The 19,691-nt window shown below is 72.4% G+C and carries 17 protein-coding genes and 2 riboswitches; of the genes, 7 read left to right on the forward strand and 10 right to left on the reverse strand.

The window, feature by feature from the left end:
• Positions 1-89: 89 nt before the first annotated feature.
• Positions 90-1,226, reverse strand: a complete 1,137-nt coding sequence (locus ACIQWA_RS28840) for a glycosyltransferase family 4 protein (protein WP_402487461.1) — start codon at positions 1,224-1,226, stop codon at positions 90-92.
• A gap of 212 nt (positions 1,227-1,438) precedes the next feature.
• On the opposite strand from ACIQWA_RS28840, the gene ACIQWA_RS28845 reads away from it, so the two are divergent.
• Positions 1,439-2,794 carry a glycosyltransferase 87 family protein gene (locus ACIQWA_RS28845; protein ID WP_402487463.1) on the forward strand — a complete coding sequence of 452 codons (1,356 nt, stop codon included), beginning with the start codon at positions 1,439-1,441 and terminating at the stop codon, positions 2,792-2,794.
• 105 nt (positions 2,795-2,899) lie between these two features.
• On the opposite strand, the gene ACIQWA_RS28850 is transcribed toward ACIQWA_RS28845, so the two are convergent.
• The 6 genes from ACIQWA_RS28850 to ACIQWA_RS28875 form a co-directional block, all read right to left on the reverse strand.
• Positions 2,900-3,976, reverse strand: a complete 1,077-nt coding sequence (locus tag ACIQWA_RS28850) for a hypothetical protein (RefSeq protein WP_402487464.1) — start codon at positions 3,974-3,976, stop codon at positions 2,900-2,902.
• A 119-nt stretch (positions 3,977-4,095) separates the two neighbouring features.
• Positions 4,096-5,142, reverse strand: a complete 1,047-nt coding sequence (locus ACIQWA_RS28855) for an NlpC/P60 family protein (RefSeq protein ID WP_402487466.1) — start codon at positions 5,140-5,142, stop codon at positions 4,096-4,098.
• Between the two features lie 227 nt (positions 5,143-5,369).
• Positions 5,370-6,482 carry an NlpC/P60 family protein gene (locus ACIQWA_RS28860; protein WP_402487468.1) on the reverse strand — a complete coding sequence of 371 codons (1,113 nt, stop codon included), beginning with the start codon at positions 6,480-6,482 and terminating at the stop codon, positions 5,370-5,372.
• Positions 6,483-6,492: 10 nt separating this feature from the next.
• A riboswitch (cyclic di-AMP (ydaO/yuaA leader) is annotated at positions 6,493-6,649 on the reverse strand.
• Positions 6,650-6,987: 338 nt separating this feature from the next.
• On the reverse strand, positions 6,988-8,022 hold the full coding sequence (locus ACIQWA_RS28865) for an NlpC/P60 family protein (protein WP_402487470.1): 1,035 nt from the start codon (positions 8,020-8,022) through the stop codon (positions 6,988-6,990).
• Between the two features lie 200 nt (positions 8,023-8,222).
• The gene (locus tag ACIQWA_RS28870; protein WP_360228943.1) at positions 8,223-9,524 is read right to left on the reverse strand and encodes an NYN domain-containing protein; all 1,302 of its coding nucleotides are present in this window, start codon (positions 9,522-9,524) and stop codon (positions 8,223-8,225) included.
• 289 nt (positions 9,525-9,813) lie between these two features.
• Positions 9,814-10,077: a hypothetical protein gene (locus ACIQWA_RS28875; protein WP_360227893.1), complete on the reverse strand. Its 264-nt coding sequence runs from the start codon at positions 10,075-10,077 to the stop codon at positions 9,814-9,816.
• A 230-nt stretch (positions 10,078-10,307) separates the two neighbouring features.
• Between ACIQWA_RS28875 and ACIQWA_RS28880 the strand changes: the two genes are divergently transcribed.
• Together ACIQWA_RS28880 and ACIQWA_RS28885 are read left to right on the forward strand one after the other, a co-directional pair.
• Positions 10,308-11,090 (forward strand): rhomboid family intramembrane serine protease, encoded by a 783-nt coding sequence (locus tag ACIQWA_RS28880; protein WP_360227896.1) that lies wholly within the window; start codon positions 10,308-10,310, stop codon positions 11,088-11,090.
• A 42-nt stretch (positions 11,091-11,132) separates the two neighbouring features.
• Positions 11,133-11,414 (forward strand): Lrp/AsnC ligand binding domain-containing protein, encoded by a 282-nt coding sequence (locus ACIQWA_RS28885; protein ID WP_030240061.1) that lies wholly within the window; start codon positions 11,133-11,135, stop codon positions 11,412-11,414.
• A gap of 3 nt (positions 11,415-11,417) precedes the next feature.
• Here ACIQWA_RS28885 and ACIQWA_RS28890 read toward each other — a convergent pair whose 3' ends face one another.
• The 3 genes from ACIQWA_RS28890 to ACIQWA_RS28900 all read right to left on the reverse strand — a co-directional run bounded on the left by ACIQWA_RS28890 (position 11,418) and on the right by ACIQWA_RS28900 (position 14,846).
• Positions 11,418-12,782, reverse strand: coding sequence for an aminotransferase class V-fold PLP-dependent enzyme (locus ACIQWA_RS28890; protein ID WP_402487473.1), 1,365 nt, complete (start codon positions 12,780-12,782; stop codon positions 11,418-11,420).
• Positions 12,783-12,834: 52 nt separating this feature from the next.
• A riboswitch (SAM riboswitch) is annotated at positions 12,835-12,952 on the reverse strand.
• A 272-nt stretch (positions 12,953-13,224) separates the two neighbouring features.
• Positions 13,225-14,301 (reverse strand): anthranilate phosphoribosyltransferase, encoded by a 1,077-nt coding sequence (trpD, locus tag ACIQWA_RS28895; protein ID WP_402487474.1) that lies wholly within the window; start codon positions 14,299-14,301, stop codon positions 13,225-13,227.
• A gap of 119 nt (positions 14,302-14,420) precedes the next feature.
• Entirely contained in the window at positions 14,421-14,846 is a 426-nt protein-coding gene (locus ACIQWA_RS28900) for a hypothetical protein (RefSeq protein WP_188303996.1), read from the reverse strand.
• 406 nt (positions 14,847-15,252) lie between these two features.
• Here ACIQWA_RS28900 and ACIQWA_RS28905 point away from each other — a divergent pair, with 406 nt between their 5' ends.
• From ACIQWA_RS28905 to ACIQWA_RS28920, 4 genes are all read left to right on the forward strand, one after another.
• A complete protein-coding gene (locus ACIQWA_RS28905; protein WP_360227907.1) occupies positions 15,253-15,873 on the forward strand; it encodes a heme-copper oxidase subunit III in 621 nt (206 codons plus the stop codon).
• Between the two features lie 187 nt (positions 15,874-16,060).
• Positions 16,061-16,870, forward strand: coding sequence for a cytochrome c (locus tag ACIQWA_RS28910; protein ID WP_360227909.1), 810 nt, complete (start codon positions 16,061-16,063; stop codon positions 16,868-16,870).
• Positions 16,871-16,878: 8 nt separating this feature from the next.
• Entirely contained in the window at positions 16,879-17,931 is a 1,053-nt protein-coding gene (locus ACIQWA_RS28915) for a Rieske 2Fe-2S domain-containing protein (RefSeq protein ID WP_402487477.1), read from the forward strand.
• The gene (locus ACIQWA_RS28920; RefSeq protein WP_360227915.1) at positions 17,928-19,586 is read left to right on the forward strand and encodes a ubiquinol-cytochrome c reductase cytochrome b subunit; all 1,659 of its coding nucleotides are present in this window, start codon (positions 17,928-17,930) and stop codon (positions 19,584-19,586) included. Before ACIQWA_RS28915 ends, ACIQWA_RS28920 begins: the two co-directional genes overlap by 4 nt.
• Positions 19,587-19,691: the final 105 nt, after the last annotated feature.

Below are 19,691 nucleotides of genomic sequence, written 5' to 3' on the forward strand. Positions count from 1 at the left end.
GGACGGTACGCCGAAGGGCCCCGGGGAGTCCCCGGGGCCCTTCGGCGTCGTACCGGCGTCGTACCAGCGTCTTGCCGGCGTACCGGGCGTCAGCTCGCCAGCAGCGAGGTCAGCCGCCCGGCCAGCAGGTCCCAGCGCCACGAGCGCTCCACCCAGCGCCGACCCGCCTCCCCCATCCGACGGCGCAGCTCCTCGTCCCGCAGCAGCCGGACGATCCGCTCGGCCGAGGCCTCGGCCGAGCCGCCCGGCACCACGTACCCGGTCTCGCCCTCCAGCACCGCGTCCGGCGCCCCGCCGGAGTCCCCCGCGACCACCGGCAGGCCGGTCGCCGAGGCCTCCAGGTAGACGATCCCCAGGCCCTCCACGTCCAGCCCCCCGCGCCGGGTCCGGCAGGGCATCGCGAAGACGTCCCCGGCCCCGTAGTGGGCGGGCAGCTCGGCCCACGGCACCGAGCCGGTGAACCGCACCGAGTCCCGGACCCCGGTGGCGTCCGCCAGCTTCTCCAGCTCCGCCCGGTACGGCCCGCCGCCGACGATCAGCAGCACCGCGTCCGGCACGTCACGGAGGATCAGCGGCATCGCCTCGATCAGGGTGTCCTGGCCCTTGCGCGGCACCAGCCGGGAGACGCAGACCACCACCGGCCGGTCCGCCAGCCCCAGCCTCCGGCGCACCTCGGCGCCCCCGGAGCCGGGGTGGAAGGTCGTCTCGTCCACGCCCGGCGGCAGCTGCACCATCCGGGCCGCGGCCCGCGGCCCGACCGCGGCGGCGATCCGCGAGCGGGTGTACTCGCCCAGGTAGGTCAGCACGTCGGTGCCCGCGCCGATCCGCCGCAGCAGCTGCCGGGAGCCCGGCAGCTGGGCCCAGGCGGCCTCGTGCCCGTGGGTCATGCCGAGCAGCCGCCCGGCCCCGGCCCGGCGCAGCGCGGGCGCCATCAGGCCCAGCGGGGCGGCCGCCCCGAACCAGACCGAGTCGCACTTCTCGGCGCGCAGGATCTCGGCGGCCCGCCGGGTGACCCGGGGTGTGGGAACCATCACCTTCGTACGGTCCCGGATCACCGGGAACGGCTGCTCGGCGTCGAAGGCGCGCACCTCGGTGCCGTCCCGCCAGGTCGAGGCGTACACCACGATGCTCCCGGCGGGCTGACGGACGGCCATGTTGTGCACGAAGGCCTGGATGCCTCCCGGGCGGGGCGGGAAGTCATTGGTGACGATCAAGGTTCTGTGCATCAGGCCACGGCTCGCTCGGTCGGGGGGTGCTCGGTGTACCGCTGGGTGATCCGTACGATAGGTCAACACCATGACCCGCCGGGAACGGAACCGCACACGGCAACCGTTTGACCCCCGGGTCAGTCCTAGTACCTAGGCCGCGGATGCGGCGGCCCGGGCGTCCGTCCGTACGACGCCTCCGGTGAGGACGTCGAGACGAACGAGGGAGCGCAGTGGAGTTGGCCCCGGCCACCGAGTCCGGTTCTTCACCCGGCCGCCTCGGCCGCCCGCTCGGGGCGCTCGCCGCCCTCGGGGCGACCTGGGTGGCCACCCGCACCGTGCTGGTGCTGCTGATGACCGGGGTGCTGAGAGCGCCCGGCGGCGACGTCACCGCCGACGTCTGGATGATCTACCACGCCTGGTACGGCGTGCTGCAGACCGGCACCTTCCCGTTCGACGACGTCACCTGGCAGTACCCGCCGGGCGCCGCCCTGGTGATCCTGCTGCCGGGCCTGCTGCCCTGGTCGTACCTGACCTCGTTCTGGGTGATCTGCGGGATCGCCGACGCCGCCGCGGCCGCGCTGCTGATCCGCACCGGGCTGCGCCGGGGCCGGGTGCTGACCGGCGCCTGGCTGTGGGTGGTCGCCGTCCCGCTGCTCGGCCCGATGATCTACAACCGCTTCGACCTGCTGGTCACCGCGCTCGCCCTGGCCGGCCTGCTGGCGCTGGTCCGCCGCCCGGCGATCGGCGGGCTGCTGCTGGGCCTGGGCGGCATCGTCAAGATCTGGCCGCTGCTGGGCCTGATCGGCACCCCGTCCGGCCGCCGCACCCGCCGCTCCTGGACGCTGGCCGCCGCCACGGCGGTCTCGGTCGGCTTCCTGCTGGCGGCCGGGATGAACGGCGCCTTCGGCTTCCTGGCCTTCCAGGGGGCCCGCGGCATCGAGGTCGAGTCGGTGGGCGCGCTGCCGCTGCACATCGCCCGGCTGGCCGGGGGCTGGGACGGCAGGGTCACCATGAACTACGGCTCCCCCGAGATGCTCGGACCGTGGGTCAGCGTGATCAGCAAGGTGATGATGGCCGGCACCGTGCTGGGCTTCCTCTGGCTGCTGCTGTGGCGCTTCACCGCCCGTCGGCGCAACGCCGCCACCATGTACGACGCGGCGCTCTGCGCGCTGCTGATCTTCGTGGTGACCAGCCGGGTGATCAGCCCGCAGTACCTGGTCTGGCTGATCGGCGTCGCGGCGGTCTGCCTGACCGTGCGCGGCACCAGCCAGCGGCCGGTGGCGCTGCTGATCCTGGTGGCCTGCCCGCTCACCCTGCTCGAGTTCCCGACCATGTTCACCCAGGTCCTGAACAGCGAGCCGCTCGCGGTCGCCGTGCTGGGCCTGCGCAACCTGCTGCTGCTGACCGCCGCCGTGCTCTCCGGCATCCGGCTCTGGCGCTCCACCCGCGCCTCGACGGCCCTGGTGCCCACCGTGGTCCTGGCCGAACCCCCGGCCCTGCCGGCGGCCTCCGCCTACCCGGTCCGCCCCGGCATCGCGTACGAGCAGGACCTGCTGGACGGCATCGACCACCCCGCCGGGCGGTAGCGGCCCACCCCAGGGGCCCAGCCCTACCCTGCCCACCCCAACGGCCCGGCCCTCCCGTGCCCGGCTCTCCCGTGCATAGCCCTCCCGTGCCTAGCCCTCCCGTGCCTAGCCCTTCAAGGCCTCGACCTCGGTCAGCCACAGCCCGGTGAACTCGGCCAGTCCGACGCCCAGTTCGGCCCGCAGCAGCCGGTCCGTCCGGTGCGCCCGGTCCTCACCCGCCCCGTCGGCCGCACCGACCGCCCGGTAGAAGGCGACCAGCCGCTGCACCCCGTACCGGCGGGCGATCAGCTCGCAGGCCAGCCAGGACTGCTCGTAGGCCTGGGCGATGCCGTCGGCGCCCGCGGCGAAGTCCGCGTCAGCGGGCAGCGCGGTGGGCAGCTTCCCGGCGGCGACGTCCCGGGCCAGCTCGGGCGCGATCTGCTGCGGGCGCCGGCCGGAGTCCCGGTAGGCCGTCCAGTCGGCGACGCCCTCGGAGAGCCACAGCGGGGTCCAGGCCCGGGTGTCGGCCCGGGTCGCGACATGGGTGGTCTCGTGGGTGACGACCACCTGGCGGCCGAAGTCGCTGAGCTTCGCGAAGGCCTCGGGGTTGACCACCACCCGGTCCGCCGGGGTGTGCCGGGGCGCGCCGGGCGCGGCCACGGTGACCGCCGCCATGCCCGTCCAGCCCGCCGGGTCGGCCTCCAGCAGCCGGGCGAACTGCTGCTCGGTGGCGGGCAGTTCCAGCAGCAGCCGGCCGGGCCAGGCGTCGCCCCAGACGGCGCTGACGGCCGGCACCGCCTTGTCCCCCACCGGGACCAGCCCGGCCGGGTCGGGCCCGTCGGCCAGGCCGAGCACCAGGCAGTGGGCTCCGGCGGCGGTGCGGACGGGGCCGAGGTCCCAGGGCGCCGGGGGCCCGCCGGTGCCCTCCTCGTGCTCGACCCGCCAGCCTCCCCCGTCCCGGACCAGCTCGATCCGGCGCGGGTACACCACCGGGTACTCGTCGTACCCGGCGATCCGCAGCGCCAGCTCGACGGACGCGTCCTGCCGCTCCGGCCCGGCGGGCGGCGAGAGCACCAGGTTCCGGTACGCCGCCTCGGCCCCGGTGAGCCCCGACCAGGCGGGCAGCGAGCGCGCCCGCGCCGCCAGCAGGGCGGTGACCTCGGCCCGCCGGTCGACGGCCCGCCCGCCCGGCGGCGGGGCCACCGGGGGCAGCGAGAGCTGGACCAGCCCGCCGGCCGCCAGCAGCAGCGCGCCGCGCCGGGACAGTACCGGGCGCGCGGGGTCTATCGGGTGGGGACCGTCCGACCCGGGGGGCGTCGTGCTCAGAGCCGGACCACTCCCGAGACCGGCATCGCGTTGACGCTCTCGTACCGGACCTTGGCGCCGGGGTACGGGGCGTGCACCATCACTCCGCCGCCGGCGTACATCCCGACGTGGTGCATGTCCCGGTAGAAGATCACCAGGTCTCCCGGCCGCGCTTCGGAGAGGCTGATCCGCTGCCCGGCGTACGCCTGGGCCTGCGAGGTGCGCGGCAGGGTCACTCCGGCCTGCCGCCAGCTGTAGTACATCAGACCGGAACAGTCGAAGGCACGCGGCCCGGTGGATCCGTAGACGTACGGCGAGCCGACCATCCGCACCGCGGCGGCCAGCGCGGCCGCCCCGCGTTCGGAGGCGGCCGGGGCGCTGCCGAGGTCCAGCCGGTCGGTGCCGCGGGTGGCGCGCTGCTCGGCCTCCCGGGCGTCCTGGGCGACCATCCGGTTCCGCTCGGCGGCGCCCAGGCTGTTGAGCAGCTTCTGCGCCGTGGCGAGGCGCTGCTGGATCTGCTGCTTGCTGTCGGCGAGCGAACGGCGGGCCTCGTCCAGCTCGGCGAGCTTGGCGGCGGTCTCGGTGCGGCGCTGGTCGAGCCGGCGCTGACGGGTGACCAGCTCGTGCAGGGTCTCCTGCTGGCGCTCGGCGGCCTGGCCGAGGGTGCGGGCCCGGGTGAGGTAGGCCTCCGGGTCGCTGGAGAGCATCAGCTGGGCGGTCTGGGTCATCCCGCCGCCCCGGTACTCGGCCCCGGCGACCGTGGCGAGGTCCCCGCGCAGCTCGTTGAGCTGATCCTGGGCGGTGGCGACCTCGCCCTGGAGGATCGTGGTCTCGCCCTGCAGCCGCTTCTGCGCCTCCTGCGCGGCGTTGTACTTCTCCGAGGCCTGTTCGGCCTCGTCGTACAGCTGCTCGACCTGGGCCTTGACGTCCTTGCGGTCGGGCGCGTCCGGCGCCCCGGGGGCGGCCTGGGCGCTGCCGGCGGTCGCCACACCCAGGGCCGTGGTGGCGGCCGCGGTCAGTACCAGCGCACGGGCGAGCAGTTGGGAACGACGGTGCACGGGCATGGCGGCAACGGCTCCAGTCCTGCGGCGCGGCCCCGCGGCCGCGCCCCGGTGGGCGGCCGTCGAGCGGGAGTCCGGTGGCAGACGTTAGCGAGTCCGGGCAAGTGAGTCCAAACCCCTACCGACCCGAATATTTGACCCCTAATCGGACACCAGGTCGAGCCGCCGGAAAAGCCGCAGGCCCGGCCCTCCGTGACGGAGGACCGGGCCCGTGAACGCGTGGGTGGGGATCAGACCCGCACGATGGAGGACAGCGGCATGTTGGAGACGGCCTCGTAGCGCACCGACGCGCCCGGCTTGGGAGCGTGCAGCACCTGGCCGTTGCCCGCGTAGATGCCGACGTGGTGGGCGTCGCCGTAGAAGATCAGCATGTCGCCGGGCTGGGCCTGGGAGATGTCCGAGCCGATCCGGGTGCCGGCGCCGGCCTGCTCCTGCGAGGTGCGCGGCAGCGACACCCCGGCCTGGTTGAACGCCCAGACCATCAGGCCGGAGCAGTCGAAGGAGCCGGGGCCGGTGGCGCCCCAGACGTACGGGCTGCCGACCTTGGTGGCGGCGGCGGCCAGCGCGGCGGCACCGTGCGAGCTGCCCGGGGCGACCTTGACCGGCGCGGCGGTGGAGCCCGAGCCGAGGTCGCTGCGGCTGTTGTCGCGCGAGGCACGGTCCGGGGTGGCCGGCTTGGCGGCGGCGGCCTTCGCGGCGGCGTCGGCCGCGGCCTTCTCCTCGGCCGCCTTGATCGCCTGGCGCTCCTGCTCGGTCAGCGTGTTGAGCAGGTCCTGGGCGGCCTTGAGCTTGTTCTGGACCTCGTCCTTGGAGGCCTTCAGCTGCTGGGTCGTGGCCTCCAGCTCGCCGAGCTTGCCCTGGGCCTCGGTGCGGTCCTGGTCCAGCTTGCGCTGCTGGTCCTGCAGCTGCTTGAGCTGGTTCTTCTGGGTGCTGCCCGCCTGGTTCAGCGCGCCGGCCTGGTTGAGGAAGTTGTCCGGGCTGGAGGAGAACATCAGCTGGACCGTCGGGGATATGCCCCCGTTGCGGTACTGCTCGCCGGCGATCTCGGCCAGGCCGCCCTGGAGGTCGGTCACCTGGGCCTGCTGCCGGGCCACCTGGTCCTGGAGGCCGGAGACCTGCTTCTCCAGCTCCTGCTGCTTCTCCTGGGCGGCGTTGTACTTCTCGGTCGCCTGCTCGGCCTGCTCGTTGAGCTGGTCGACCTGCTCCTTGACCTGGTCCTTGGTCGGCTGCGGGTCGGCGTGCGCGCCGGACTGCGCGGAGAGGGCGACGGCCGCGGCGGCGAAACCGGTCAGGATCGAGACGCGGGTACGGCTGGCGGGCTTGGGACGACGATGGGACGCCACGAAGGCGGACTCCTTCTTCCTACTCCCGCCTACCGGGTGAGCTGACGGGTTCGGGCCGGAAGCATGCCCTACGACGCCTCACCGGCCTCACCTACGGCCGACCTGGCGCCGATTCACCCCGGAGGAACGTGTGGTTCCCCGGCTCCGCTCCGCAGCGCCCCCGACTACTGGGCTCCCCTGTCGGGCAGTCGTTCCGACCTGCCCCGCTGTTTCGCGAACTCGGCGGTAACCACCGCCGCCACCCGGGCTGGGTGATCGACTGTGCGGTGGTTCGGGGCACGACCCTAGTAACTGAACCGTGATCGGTTCAAATCCTTGTCAGAAAAAAGACGGAAGATTACCCATGTTCTTTTGTGAAAATGACTGATGGTGATCAGCGCCGCACGCAAAGCTGATCGACTCTCACCGTCCGGCCCATCGGGGACCCACACCCGAAGCGCCACCCCCGATCGGAGGTGGCGCGGATCACAGGGCCGGAACCGGCCCTCGGGGTGGTGCCGGGGCGTCAGATCCGGCGGATCGTGTTGATCGGCATCGCGTCGGCCTTCATCACCTTCACCACGTCACCGGTGTGCGGCGCGTGGACCACCATGCCGTTGCCGATGTACATCCCGACGTGGTGCATGTCGCCGCCGTAGATCACCAGGTCGCCCGGCTGGGCGGTGGCCAGCGTCACGGCGGTCCCGATGTGGCCCTGCTCCTGCGAGGTGCGCGGCAGCGAGACGCCGGCCTGACCGTACGCCCAGACCATCAGGCCCGAGCAGTCGAAGGTGGAGGGCCCGGTGGCGCCCCAGACGTACGGCGAGCCCTGCTTGCTCATCGCCTTGGCCACCGCCACGGCGGCGTAGCCGCTGGCCGGCGGCAGGTTGCTGAGGTCGACCCGGTCGGCGCCGCGGGAGGCGCGGTCGTCCTGCTGCTGCTGGGCCCGGAGCGCGGCCCGGTCGGCGGCGCTGAGCGAGTTCAGCAGGTCCTGGGCGGCCTTCAACTTGGTGTTGACGTCCGCCTTGGCCTGGTTGAGGTCCTTGGTGGTGGAGTCCAGGGAGGCGAGCACGGCGGCCGCCTCGGCCTTCTCCTGGTCCAGCCGGCGCTGCTGGTCGAGCAGGCCCTTGAGCGCCTCGGTCTGGGTGGTGCTGGCCTGCTGGACACTCGACGCCTTGTCCAGGTAGCCGGACGGGTCGGAGGAGAGCATCAGCTGCACGGACGGGTCGATGCCACCGGTGCGGTACTGCTCGCCCGCGACCTGGGCCAGGCCCACCTGGAGCTGGCTCATCTGGTCCTGGCTGCGGGCCACCTGGTCCTGGAGCTGGTCGGCCTGCTTGCGGAGCTGGTCGGCACGCTCCTTGGCGCCGTTGTACTTCTCGGCCGCCTGCTCCTGCTCCTGCTGGAGCTGGTCGATCTGCGCCTTGACGTCGCTCTTGTTCGGCTGCGGCGCCGCGTGCGCGGCGACCTGCGCGGAGAGGGCGACCGCGGTCGCAGCAGCAGCGGTGAGCACGGAGACCCGTGCGCGGCTGGGCTGCTTCGGACGGCGGTGGGAGGCCAAGAGACCGGCTCCTTCTTCCATCGGACTCACCTGATCAGGTGAGATTCCGGAAAATAGGTTTGACGCCAGACCCTAGTGAAGATCTACCCGTTTTGCCACTCCCCCGAAGGCGTGAACTCCGCTTCCCCCACTGACTTCACCGGATCCGCACACCCGCACGGAAACCCCACTGACCTGCCGTCACCGCCTCCGGCCCCAGCTCAGGGCCGGGCCAGCCGGTTCAGCAGCAGCACCGAGGCCACCGGGCGCGCACCCGCCTTCCGCACGCCCTCCGCGACCTCCCGGTCGGTGGAGACCACCACCACCGGACGGCCCTGCGGCTCGGCCCGGACCAGACGGCGGATCAGCTCGTCCGCGGTCTCGCCGGTCCGGCTGAACCGTACCCGGACCCCGCGCGGCGGCGCCATGATGACCGGTACGTCCAGGTCCTGCCCGTCGAACACACAGGTGACCTCCGCCTGGGTGCGCTGGGCCAGCATCGCCAGCCCGCCCAGCAGCCGGATCCGCTGCTGCTCCAGCGGCAGCGCCGGATACCCGGTCTTGGTCACGTTGTAGCCGTCCACCACCAGGTGCACCTGCGGGATCGCCAGCAGCTGGTCCAGCAGCGCCGGGTCGTCCTCGGCCAGGCCGCGCCGGGCCACGTCGTGCGGCGAGGCCGCCCCCGGCACCACCGCCTCCACCAGGTCCGCCGGGCGGATCTGGGAGACCGGCAGGGCCAGCTCCCGCTGCAGGCCCTGCGCCGACTGCAGCACGGTGTCCAGCAGCAGCCGCAGCCGCATGTCCTCGACGCTGCGGCCCTCCCGGGCCGAACGGCGGCCCTGCTCGACCGCGGTCTCCAGTTCGGACACCCGGTGCCGCAGCCGCCGCGCCTCGGACTCGGCCGCACTGCGCTCCCCGGCGGCCTGCGCCCTCGCCGCCTCCAGCTCCCCGGTCACCCGCCGGGTCTCGGCCTGCGCCCGCCGGGTGTCGCTCTCCAGCGACCGCACCTTCTTGCGCAGCGACTCGGCCTCCCGCCGGACGCCCTCGAACTCCGCGCGCTGGCGCTCCAGGTCCGCGCGCGCCGCGGCCCGCACCTCGGCCAGCTCGGCCTGGAGCTTCTCCACCAGCCGGGAGGCCTCCGCCGCCGCGTCCTCGGCGCCGGCCCGCTCGGCCTCCTCGCCCGCCTCGGCGACCAGTCGGCTCCAGCCGGGCGAGCGCACCAGGTAGGCGGCGGCGGCGACGTCCATCGGATCGGCGGCGCCGGGGACGGTCCCCGACTCCAGCGCCTTCACCAGGTCCGGCTGGCCCAGCCGCAGCCGCTCCGCTATCCGCACCCGGAAGGCCGGCTCGGACTCCAGCGCCGCCGCCAGCGCGGTGGCCGCGTACTTGGCCCGCCGCGCGGGGGTGAACTTGACGTACTGACGCAGGCTCTGCGGCAGCTCCCCGGGCGGCAGCCCGCCCAGCGCGTCCGAGGCCAGCCCGACCACCCGCCGGCGCACCCCCTCGGGCAGCGGCCGGTCCAGCTTCTCGGCCGCCCGCTCGGCACCCGCACCGGCCGGGGCCGCGCCGGGGCCCTCCGGGAGGTCGGTCTCGGACGGGCCCGGCTCGGCGGCCGGCTCCGGTGCCGGCGCAGCGGGCTGAAGCCCCTGCGCTTCGCCGGGCTCCCTCGCTGCGTCCACCACGTCCTCGGCTCCGATCCTGGTCCAGCGGGTGCGGCCGCGGCCGCCCCTGTCGTCACGCTCCGTGCGTCTTGTCTGTATTGTCCCGTGCGGTGGACGGCGGCGTCGCGCACCGCCCACCGCACCGGCGGGGTCAGCCCTGCGCGGCGGGGGCCTCCACGCCCTCGGCACCCGGACGGGCCACCAGCTCGACCTGGTCCACCGCGTTGCACCAGCGGCAGCGCACCGACTCCACGGTCTCGCTGTGCACCTCGGTCTCCTCGACCCGGGATTCGCCGGCCAGGTCGAAGTGCAGGAACTCGGTCACCCGCGCGGAGCGGGTCACGTCGAAGCGGGTGAGGTTGCCGCACAGCGTGCAGCGCCAGCGCGTCTCGGCGGTCGGAGCGGCGACGGTCATCGGGGGGTCCTCTCGGCTGGTCCCTGGGCGGGCGAGGCGCTCCCCCCGGAGCCCCGGCGTCGGCGGCGGGAGGCGGGAATGCCCGCCCCAAGCCTATTGCCTGGGGCAACCACCAGGACCACCGGTCAGCCGAGATGACCGGAGCCCGTCCCGCCCCGCCGGACGGCCCAGTAGTCCACCTGCCGTAAACCGCCGTGTCACCTGCCGCGCCCGGAGGGATGCTTGGCCGCATGGCGCTCACGGCCCCCGACCACACCGATGCGCGGGACGGCCGCCCGGCGCTGCCCGCCCCGGCGGTCACCTACGCCCTGATCGCGGTCAACACCCTGGTCTTCCTGCTCGGCCCGGCGGCCGGCCTCAACCCCCTGTACGGCACCGGCCAGACCCGGATCTGCGCCGAGCAGCGGTACGAGCAGCGCTGGGGCGCCGTCCCCGCCGAACTGCTGACCGGCCACCCGCTGACCGCCGGGCAGCTGGCCGAGGCCCCCGACCCGGTCCCCGGCTGCCCCGCCGCCCCCACCCCGGGCAAGCACCCGGCGGTGTCCGCCCTCACCGGCCTCTTCCTGCACGCCGGCTGGCTGCACCTGCTGGGCAACCTGCTCTTCCTGCACGTCTTCGGCCCGACCGTGGAACGCCGGGTCGGCCGGGCCAGGTACCTCCTCTTCTACCTGGCCGCCGGCTGCACCGCCTCGTACGGCTTCGCGCTCGCCGAGTCGCACGCGCCCGACTCCACCCGGGTCCTGATCGGCGCCTCGGGCGCGATCTCCGCCGTGCTCGGCGCCTACCTGCGCTTCCACCCGCGGGCCCGGGTGACCACCCTCGTCCCGCTGCTCCTCTTCCTCCCGCTGCGCTTCCCGGCCTGGCTGGTGCTCGGCCTCTGGTTCGCCCTGCAGTGGTGGTCGGTGCACTCGGCCGGGCCCGGGGTCGCCTACCTGGTGCACGTGATCGGCTTCTCCGCGGGCTTCCTGTACGCCTGCACCGTGGTCGGCCACCCCCCGAGACGCCCCGGCTGAGGCCCGATACGCTGGCCGCACCCGCATCAAGGAGCCCGAACTGTGATCACCGCCATCGTCCTGATCAAGACCAGTGTCGACCGCATCCCCGAGATCGCCGAGGCCATCGCCGCGATCGAGGGCGTCAGCGAGGTGTACTCGGTGACCGGCGGATACGACCTGGTGGCGATGGTCCGGGTGCGCCGCCACGACGACCTGGCCGAGGTCATCCCGGGCCGGCTCAACAAGGTCCCGGGTGTGGCCCACACGGAGACCCAGATCGCCTTCCGCACCTACTCCCAGCACGACCTGGAAGCGGCCTTCGCCCTCGGCCTGGACGAGTAGGACTCAGCCCGCGCGGCGCGTGTCGGCGACGCAACGGCCGCCCTCGTTGCGGTAGTTCCACGCCGCGCCGTCCGTGACCAGCTCGCGGACCGCGGCCAGGAAGCGCTCGACGTGCTCGTCCGGCGTGCCGGCCCCGAAGCTCACCCGGATCGCGTTCAGGCTGCGCTCACCGGGCAGCGAGGGCTCGGGCGCCCCGCACTCGGAGGGCGCCGAGTCCTCGTCACCGAGCAGGGTGCGCACCAGCGGGTGCGCGCAGAACAGTCCGTCGCGCACGCCGATGCCGTACTCGGCGGACAGCGCGGCCGCGAAGTGCGAGCTGTTCCAGCCCCGGACGACGAAGGACAGCACGCCCACCCGGGCCGAGCCCGCCCCGAACAGGTTCAGCACCCGGACCTCGGGGATCTCCGCCAGCCCCGCCGTCAGCCGCTCGACCAGCTCCCGCTCCCGGGCCTCCAGCGCGTCGAAGCCGGCCTCGGTGAGCGCCCGACAGGCCGAGGCGATCGCGTAGGCGCCGATGACGTTCGGCGAGCCGGCCTCGTGCCGGGCCGGGCCGGTGTGCCACTGCACCGCCACCGAGCCGTCCAGCTCCCGGGCCACCGTCCGGGTCGCCCCGCCGCCGGCCAGGTAGGGCTCGGCCGCGTCCAGCCAGTCGGAGCGGCCGGCCAGCACCCCGGCGCCGAACGGCGCGTACAGCTTGTGGCCGGAGAAGGCGATCCAGTCGACGCCCAGCTCGCGCACCGAGACCCGGTGGTGCGGGGCCAGCTGGGCGGCGTCCAGCACCACCCGGGCGCCGTACCGGTGCGCGGTCCCGGTCAGTTCGGCGACCGGCCACAGCTCGCCGGTCACGTTCGAGGCGCCGGTGACGCACAGCAGCTTCGGGCCCTCCGGCGCCGCGGCCAGCGCCTCCTCCAGCGCGGCCACCGCCTCGGCCCGCGAGCGCGGCGCCCGCAGGTAGCCGACCTCCAGCCCGGCGTGCGCCCACGGCAGCAGCGAGGCGTGGTGCTCGGTCTCGAAGGCGAACACCCGGGTGCCGGCCGGGACGGCGGCGGCCAGCAGGTTGAGCGAGTCGGTGGTGGCGCGGGTGAAGACCACCTGGTCGCCCGCGCGCAGGTCGAGGAACTCGGCGACGGTCCGGCGGCTCTGCTCGAACAGGTCGGTGGACAGCTGGGAGAGGTAGCCGGCGCCGCGGTGCACGCTGCCGTAGTAGGGGGCGTAGGCGGCGACGTCGTCCCACACCCGCTGGAGCGCCGGCGCGCTGGCCGCGTAGTCGAGCGCCGCGTAGCCGACCTTCTCACCGCTGACGAGCGGGACCTCGACGTCGTGGCCGAGGACGGCGAGCGGGGCGGTGGTTCCGAGGGAGAGGGACATGGGGATGCACTCCTTCACGGGGTAAGGGACCCCGGGAGTGCAGATCGTCCGGTGTCCGCGCTTGTCGCGCGGACGGCTTGCCCGGCGACCCGGTCCTCACCCAGGGCACCCCGCCACGGACGGAGGGTTGCCGGACAGCCAGCTGGGGCTTGACGCTGTCACTCATGACCTGGCGAAGACTCTAGGTCGGGTACGTCGGACGGTCAAACAGGCATCCACCATCCGGACTGTGTCTTCGCCCGCTCGCCTCCGGGGCGCTCGGACCCGGTGCCGACGGTCGTCGCTCCCGCGCTCTCCCCCAGCCTCCGGCCGGGGGGACCCCCATCTCGCTTGTCGCTCCTCGACTTTCGGCACCGGCGCGCCCCTTCGGCTCGGGGCGGGTACATCGGGGCGGACACGAAGGGCCCGTGCCGACGAATCGGCACGGGCCCCAACTACCGCCTCAGATCCGGCTGGTGGCCTCCGACCAACGCCGCAGCAGGTCCTGCGCCCGGCCGGAGTCGATCGCCTCGGCCGCCCGCGCCATGCCCGCCGCGAGCTGCTCCGCCAGCGGGGCGTCGCCCAGGTCCAGTGCGACCAGCGCCGCCGCCGTGTTCAGCAGGACGGCGTCCCGCACCGGCCCGCGCTCCCCGGCCAGCAGCCGGCGCGCGACCTCGGCGTTGTACGCGGCGTCGGCCCCGCGCAGCGCCTCGATGCCGACCAGCTCGATGCCGACGTCCCGCGGGTCGAAGGTGGTCTCGGTGACCACGCCGTCGCGCACCAGCCAGACCCGCGAGGTGGTGGTGATGGTCAGCTCGTCCAGCCCGTCGTCGCCGCGGAACACCAGCGCGGTCGCCCCGCGCCGGGCGAGCACCCCGGCGATCAGCCCGGCCAGCCGGGTGTCGAAGCAGCCGATCGCGTGCGAGGTGACCCTCGCCGGGTTGGTCAGCGGGCCGAGGATGTTGAAGGCGGTGGGCACCCCGAGGTCGCGCCGCGCGGTGGCGGCGTGCCGCATCGAGGGGTGGAACTTCGCCGCGAAGCAGAAGGTGAGCCCGACCTCCTCGGCCACCTGGGCCACCCGCCGGGAGGAGAGGTCCAGCGCCACCCCGAGCTTCTCCAGCACGTCCGAGGAGCCGCTGGAGGAGGAGGCCGCCCGGTTGCCGTGCTTGACCACCTTGGCCCCGGCCGCCGCGGCGACGATCGCCGACATGGTCGAGATGTTGACGGTCTTCGCCCGGTCCCCGCCGGTACCGACGATGTCGACCGCCGGGCCGGGGATGTCCAGCGGCTCGGCGTGGTCGTACATCGCGTCCACCAGGCCGGCGATCTCGTCGACCGTCTCGCCCTTGGCCCGCAGCGCCACCATGAACCCGGCCACCTGGACGGGGGACGCCTCGCCGCTCATGATCCGGTCCATCGCCCACGCGGTGGACGAGCGGTCGAGGTCCTCCCCCTTCAACAGAGCCGCCAGGAGGTCCGGCCAGGTGCGGACCACCTGCGCGGGGTCGGTACCACCGTTCGCAGGGTTCACGTTCACCATGGCTGACTCCAGCTGTTGTCGGTTCCCCCGCGAGGGGGGACGTCCGTACGGATGGAGCCAGCCTATCGAGCGGCGGGGCGCCTACGGCGCCCTCATCTCCAGTACTGAGACGGCACCGCTCAACGCGTGGCCGGGGCCCGCTTGGCCAGCCGGGCCCGCAGCAGGGTGGCGACCGCCTCGGCCAGCGCCACCGGGTCGACCGGGCGGGAGATCGCGGCATCGGCCCGGCTCCAGGCGGCGAGCCAGGAGTCCTGCGGCCGGCCGATCAGCACCAGCACCGGCGGGCACCCGTAGATCTCGTCCTTGAGCTGGCGCCCGAGGCCGAGGCCGCCGGCCGGCACCGCCTCGCCGTCCAGCACGCAGAGGTCGACGCCGCCCTTCTCCAACGCCTTGAGCACCGCGGGGGTGGTCGCGCATTCGAGGTAGGACAGCTCCGGAAGATCCTCGGCAGGGCGACGGCCGAGCGCCGTCAGCACCTGCTCGCGGGTGTTGCGGTCGTCGCTGTAGACGAGGACGGTGAGCGTCTCGTCGGTCGTGTACGCCATGGACCCTGCTCCCTCAAGTGTGATCCGGACCACGTTCACCTGATCCGGATGCTACTCCCGTTTCCCCCGTCGCCGGTCCCCCTCGCGCACGTTCCCCCTCAAGCCGCCGCGCCCGTGACTCACCCGCTCGGAGGACGGCCCGTCACCCGGACCCGCCCGGACCCGCCCGGTCCACCCGGACGGCCGTGCGGCATCCCGTCCCCCTACGGCACGGCACTGGGCCGACCGTGCAACGACGCGCCGGGCAACGGGGTCGCGGGCCCCTCCGAGGAACCGTCAGAAAAGGGACACGCCGCTGCTCAGCCTCCGTCCGGACCCCCCGTCGCCCGTCAAGCGGGCATACCGCACGCACCGGACACTCCGAGGGACACCCCCCGACGTGAAGACGGAATAAGGGACCGACATAATGTCCGTCGTGGCGACAGCAACAGCAACAGAAACCGGGCACGCGCACGGATCGGTCAATCGACCGAACATGGTCAGCGTCGGAACGATCGTCTGGCTCAGTTCCGAGCTGATGTTCTTCGCGGCCCTCTTCGCGATGTACTTCACGCTCCGCTCCGTCAAGGGAGCCGAGTTCTGGGCCGAGAAGGCGCACGCCCTCAACGTGACGTTCTCCTCGGTCAACACCACGATCCTGGTGCTCTCCTCGCTCACCTGCCAGCTCGGCGTGTTCGCCGCCGAGCGCGGTGATGTGAAGAAGCTCCGCGGGTGGTTTGCCCTGACGTTCTTCATGGGCGCGATCTTCATCGGCGGACAGGTCTACGAGTACACCGAGCTGGTCAAGAACGACGGCCTCTCGCTGTCCTCGGACCCGTACGGCACGGTGTTCTACCTGACCACCGGCTTCCACGGTCTGCACGTGACGGGCGGTCTGATCGCCTTCCTGCTAGTCCTGGGACGGACGTACGCAGCCAAGCGCTTCACGCACGAGCAGGCCACCGCCGCGATCGTCGTGTCCTACTACTGGCACTTCGTCGACGTCGTGTGGATCGGCCTGTTCGCGACCATCTACCTGATCAAGTAACCAGCTGATCAGGTCGCTGGCCACCGGCAGCGGCCCCCGCCCTCACCGGCGACGGGCCGCTTCTGCCGGTGCCGACGCTCCCACCGACCGACCGCGCGCGCAGCCTTGGACAGGCAACCTCGTGCCGGCCAGACCGGCCGCCGGGTGCACCCACCAGTCGACCAGATCCTGACACCGGGGTTATTCCGTGAAAAAGCTCTCCGCACGACGGCGCCACCCATTGGCGGCGCTGGTCGTCCTACTTCTCGCCCTGGCGGCAACCGGGGGGCTGTACGCCGCGTTCGCGCCCGCCGACAAGGCGCAGGCCGACGTCGCCGCGCAGTCGCTCGCGATCGATGAGGGCAAGAAGCTCTTCGCCGTGGGCTGCTCCTCCTGCCACGGCCTGAACGGCCAGGGCAGCAGTGACGGTCCGAGCCTGGTCGGCGTGGGCTCCGCCGCTGTCGACTTCCAGGTCGGCACCGGTCGCATGCCGGCCCAGCAGCCCGGTGCCCAGGTGCCGCGCAAGAAGGCCATCTACAGCCAGAGCGAGATCGACCAGCTCGCCGCGTTCGTCCAGTCGCTCGGCCCCGGCCCGACCACGCCGGACGCGAAGCAGTACACCTCGACCAACCCGGACGACATCTCCAAGGGTGGCGAGCTGTTCCGCACCAACTGCGCCCAGTGCCACAACTTCGCCGGCCAGGGCGGTGCCCTGACGAAGGGCAAGTACGCCCCGTCGCTGGAGGGCGTGGACGCCAAGCACATCTACGAGGCCATGCAGACCGGCCCGCAGAACATGCCGTCGTTCCCGGACAGCACCATGCCCGAGGAGCAGAAGAAGCAGATCGTGGCCTTCGTCCGCCACACCACCAACGATGAGCCCAACCCCGGCGGTCTCACCCTGGGCAGCCTCGGTCCGGTGACCGAGGGTCTGTTCGGCTGGATCTTCGGCCTCGGCACGCTCATCGCGGTCGCGATCTGGGTCGCCGCCCACACCACCAAGGCCAAGAAGTCATGAGCCACGACATGTCAGAAGAGAAGCTCCCGGAGCCGCACGGCTCCGCCGGCGAGGTGGCCGACCACGGCAACCCGTTCGCCGACCCGGGCCTGCCGGCCCACGAGCCCCGTCGCACCGACATCGACGAGCGGGCCGCCAAGCGGGCCGAGCGTCAGGTCTCGCTGATGTTCGTGGTCTCGATGCTCGCGACGATCGGCTTCATCGCCTCGTACGTGGCGATCGACCCGGACAAGATCGTCTACATCTTCCCGCTGGGCCACGTCAGCGCGCTGAACTTCGCGCTCGGCCTGACCCTGGGCGTCGCGCTGTTCATGATCGGCGCGGGCGCGGTCCACTGGGCCCGCACCCTGATGTCGGACGTCGAGCTGCCCGCCGAGCGTCACCCGATCGAGGCCTCCGACGAGGTCCGCAACGACGTCATCGAGCAGTTCAAGACCGGTGCCGCCGAGTCCGGCTTCGGCCGCCGCAAGATGATCCGCAACACCCTCATCGGGTCGATGGCGCTGGTCCCGCTCTCCGGCGTGGTCCTGCTCCGCGACCTGGGCCCGCTGCCGGAGAAGAAGCTCCAGGAGACGGGCTGGAAGGAGGCCACCCCGGCCAAGCCGCTGCAGCTCGTCAACATGAGCACCATGCAGCCGATGAAGCCCGAGGACCTCGTGATCGGCTCGCTGACCTTCGCGATGCCGGAGGGCCTCACCACGCACGACGAGGACTTCCAGCAGCGCATCGCCAAGGACGCCCTGATGCTGGTGCGCATCGCGCCGGAGGACATCAAGGACGACAAGTCCAAGGAGCTGGGTTTCGAGGGCATCCTCGCCTACTCCAAGATCTGCACCCACGTCGGCTGCCCGATCAGCCTGTACGAGCAGCAGACCCACCACGCGCTCTGCCCCTGCCACCAGTCGACCTTCGACCTGGCGGACGGCGCGCGCGTCATCTTCGGCCCGGCCGGCCACCCGCTGCCGCAGCTGAAGATCACCACTGACGACAAGGGCAACCTGGTCGCCACCGGCGACTTCGAGAAGCCTGTCGGCCCGAGCTTCTGGGAGCGTGCTCGATGAGTAGCGCGAGCAGCACCAAGACCGGTGCCGCCAAGCCCTCCAGCACGCGCGCGAACCCCGCCAACAAGTGGGAGTCCGCGGCTGACTGGACGGACGGCCGGCTGGGGATCTACTCCCTCGCCAAGGCCAACCTGCGCAAGATCTTCCCGGACCACTGGTCCTTCATGCTGGGCGAGATCTGCCTCTACACCTTCGTCATCATCATCCTGACCGGTGTCTACCTGACGCTGTTCTTCAAGCCGTCGATGGCCGAGGTCGTCTACAACGGCTCGTACGTGCCGCTCAAGGGCATCGGGATGTCCGAGGCGTACGCCTCGACGGTGGACATCAGCTTCGAGATCCGCGGCGGTCTGCTGATCCGCCAGATCCACCACTGGGCCGCCCTGGTCTTCGTGGCCGCGATGCTCGTGCACATGATGCGCGTGTTCTTCACGGGCGCGTTCCGCAAGCCGCGCGAGATCAACTGGGTCTTCGGCTTCCTGCTACTGGTCCTCGGCATGTTCGACGGCTTCTTCGGCTACTCGCTGCCGGACGACCTGCTGTCGGGCACCGGTATCCGCTTCATGGAAGGCGCGATCCTCGCGGTCCCGCTGGTCGGCACCTACATCCAGATGTTCCTGTTCGGGGGCGAGTTCCCCGGCCACGACATCGTGCCGCGGTTCTTCACCATCCACGTCCTGCTGATCCCGGGCATCATGCTCGGCCTGCTGGTCGCGCACCTGATCCTGGTCTTCTACCACAAGCACACCCAGTGGGCGGGCCCGGGCAAGACCGAGAAGAACGTCGTCGGCATGCCGCTGATGCCGGTCTACATGGCCAAGGCCGGTGGCTTCTTCTTCCTGGTCTTCGGCATCATCGCCGCCATCTCGGCGATCGCCACGATCAACCCGATCTGGGCGTACGGCCCGTACCGTCCGGACCAGGTGTCGACCGACGCCCAGCCCGACTGGTACATGGGCTTCTCCGAGGGTCTGATCCGCGTCATGCCGGGCTGGGAGATCAGCCTGTGGGGCCACACCCTGAACCTGGGTGTCTTCGTCCCGCTGATGATCTTCCCGCTGGTCCTGGTCGCGATCGCGGTCTACCCGTTCATCGAGGGCTGGATCACCGGCGACAAGCGCGAGCACCACATCCTGGACCGCCCGCGCAACGCCCCGGTCCGCACCGCCCTGGGTGCCGCCTGGATCAGCCTGTACCTGGTGCTGCTGGTCGGTGGTGGCAACGACCTGTTCGCCACCCACCTGCACCTGTCGATCAACTCGATCACCTACTTCGTGCGCGCCGGCTTCTTCGTGGTGCCGGTCATCACCTTCATCGTCACCAAGCGCTGGTGCCTCGGCCTCCAGCGCCGTGACAAGGAGAAGGTGCTGCACGGCCGCGAGACCGGCGTCATCAAGCGCCTGCCGCACGGTGAGTTCATCGAGGTGCACGCCCAGCTGCCGCAGAAGGACCTGCACACCCTCACGGCGCACGAGCAGAACCAGCCGGTCGAGCTGCCGGCCCAGACGGACGAGAACGGCGTGGCCCGCAAGGCCGGCGCGCTCACCCGCACCCGGGCCAAGCTCTCCCGCGGCTTCTACGGCGAGGGCAGCCAGATCCCCAAGCCCACCGCCGAGGAGCACCACGAGATCACCAGCGGCCACGGCCACCACTGATCCCGTACGCACCCGCGTCATCCCGAGGGCCGCTGACCAGAGTTCATCTGGTCGGCGGCCCTCGGGCTTTGCCCCCATCTGCCAGCCCCGCACCCGCCGCGCCCC

Origin of the sequence: Kitasatospora sp. NPDC098652, assembly GCF_044760155.1 — a bacterium.
In the GTDB taxonomy this organism is placed as follows: Bacteria; Actinomycetota; Actinomycetes; order Streptomycetales; family Streptomycetaceae; genus Kitasatospora.

Coding starts and splice junctions, on each gene's coding strand:
- ACIQWA_RS28905 (WP_360227907.1), top strand. CDS start 15,253: ATGTCCGTCGTGGCGACAGCAACAGCAACAGAAACCGGGCACGCGCAC.
- ACIQWA_RS28840 (WP_402487461.1), bottom strand. CDS start 1,226: ATGCACAGAACCTTGATCGTCACCAATGACTTCCCGCCCCGCCCGGGA.
- ACIQWA_RS28855 (WP_402487466.1), bottom strand. CDS start 5,142: ATGCCCGTGCACCGTCGTTCCCAACTGCTCGCCCGTGCGCTGGTACTG.
- ACIQWA_RS28890 (WP_402487473.1), bottom strand. CDS start 12,782: ATGTCCCTCTCCCTCGGAACCACCGCCCCGCTCGCCGTCCTCGGCCAC.
- ACIQWA_RS28880 (WP_360227896.1), top strand. CDS start 10,308: ATGGCGCTCACGGCCCCCGACCACACCGATGCGCGGGACGGCCGCCCG.
- ACIQWA_RS28920 (WP_360227915.1), top strand. CDS start 17,928: ATGAGTAGCGCGAGCAGCACCAAGACCGGTGCCGCCAAGCCCTCCAGC.
- ACIQWA_RS28875 (WP_360227893.1), bottom strand. CDS start 10,077: ATGACCGTCGCCGCTCCGACCGCCGAGACGCGCTGGCGCTGCACGCTG.
- ACIQWA_RS28900 (WP_188303996.1), bottom strand. CDS start 14,846: ATGGCGTACACGACCGACGAGACGCTCACCGTCCTCGTCTACAGCGAC.
- ACIQWA_RS28915 (WP_402487477.1), top strand. CDS start 16,879: ATGTCAGAAGAGAAGCTCCCGGAGCCGCACGGCTCCGCCGGCGAGGTG.
- trpD (WP_402487474.1), bottom strand. CDS start 14,301: ATGGTGAACGTGAACCCTGCGAACGGTGGTACCGACCCCGCGCAGGTG.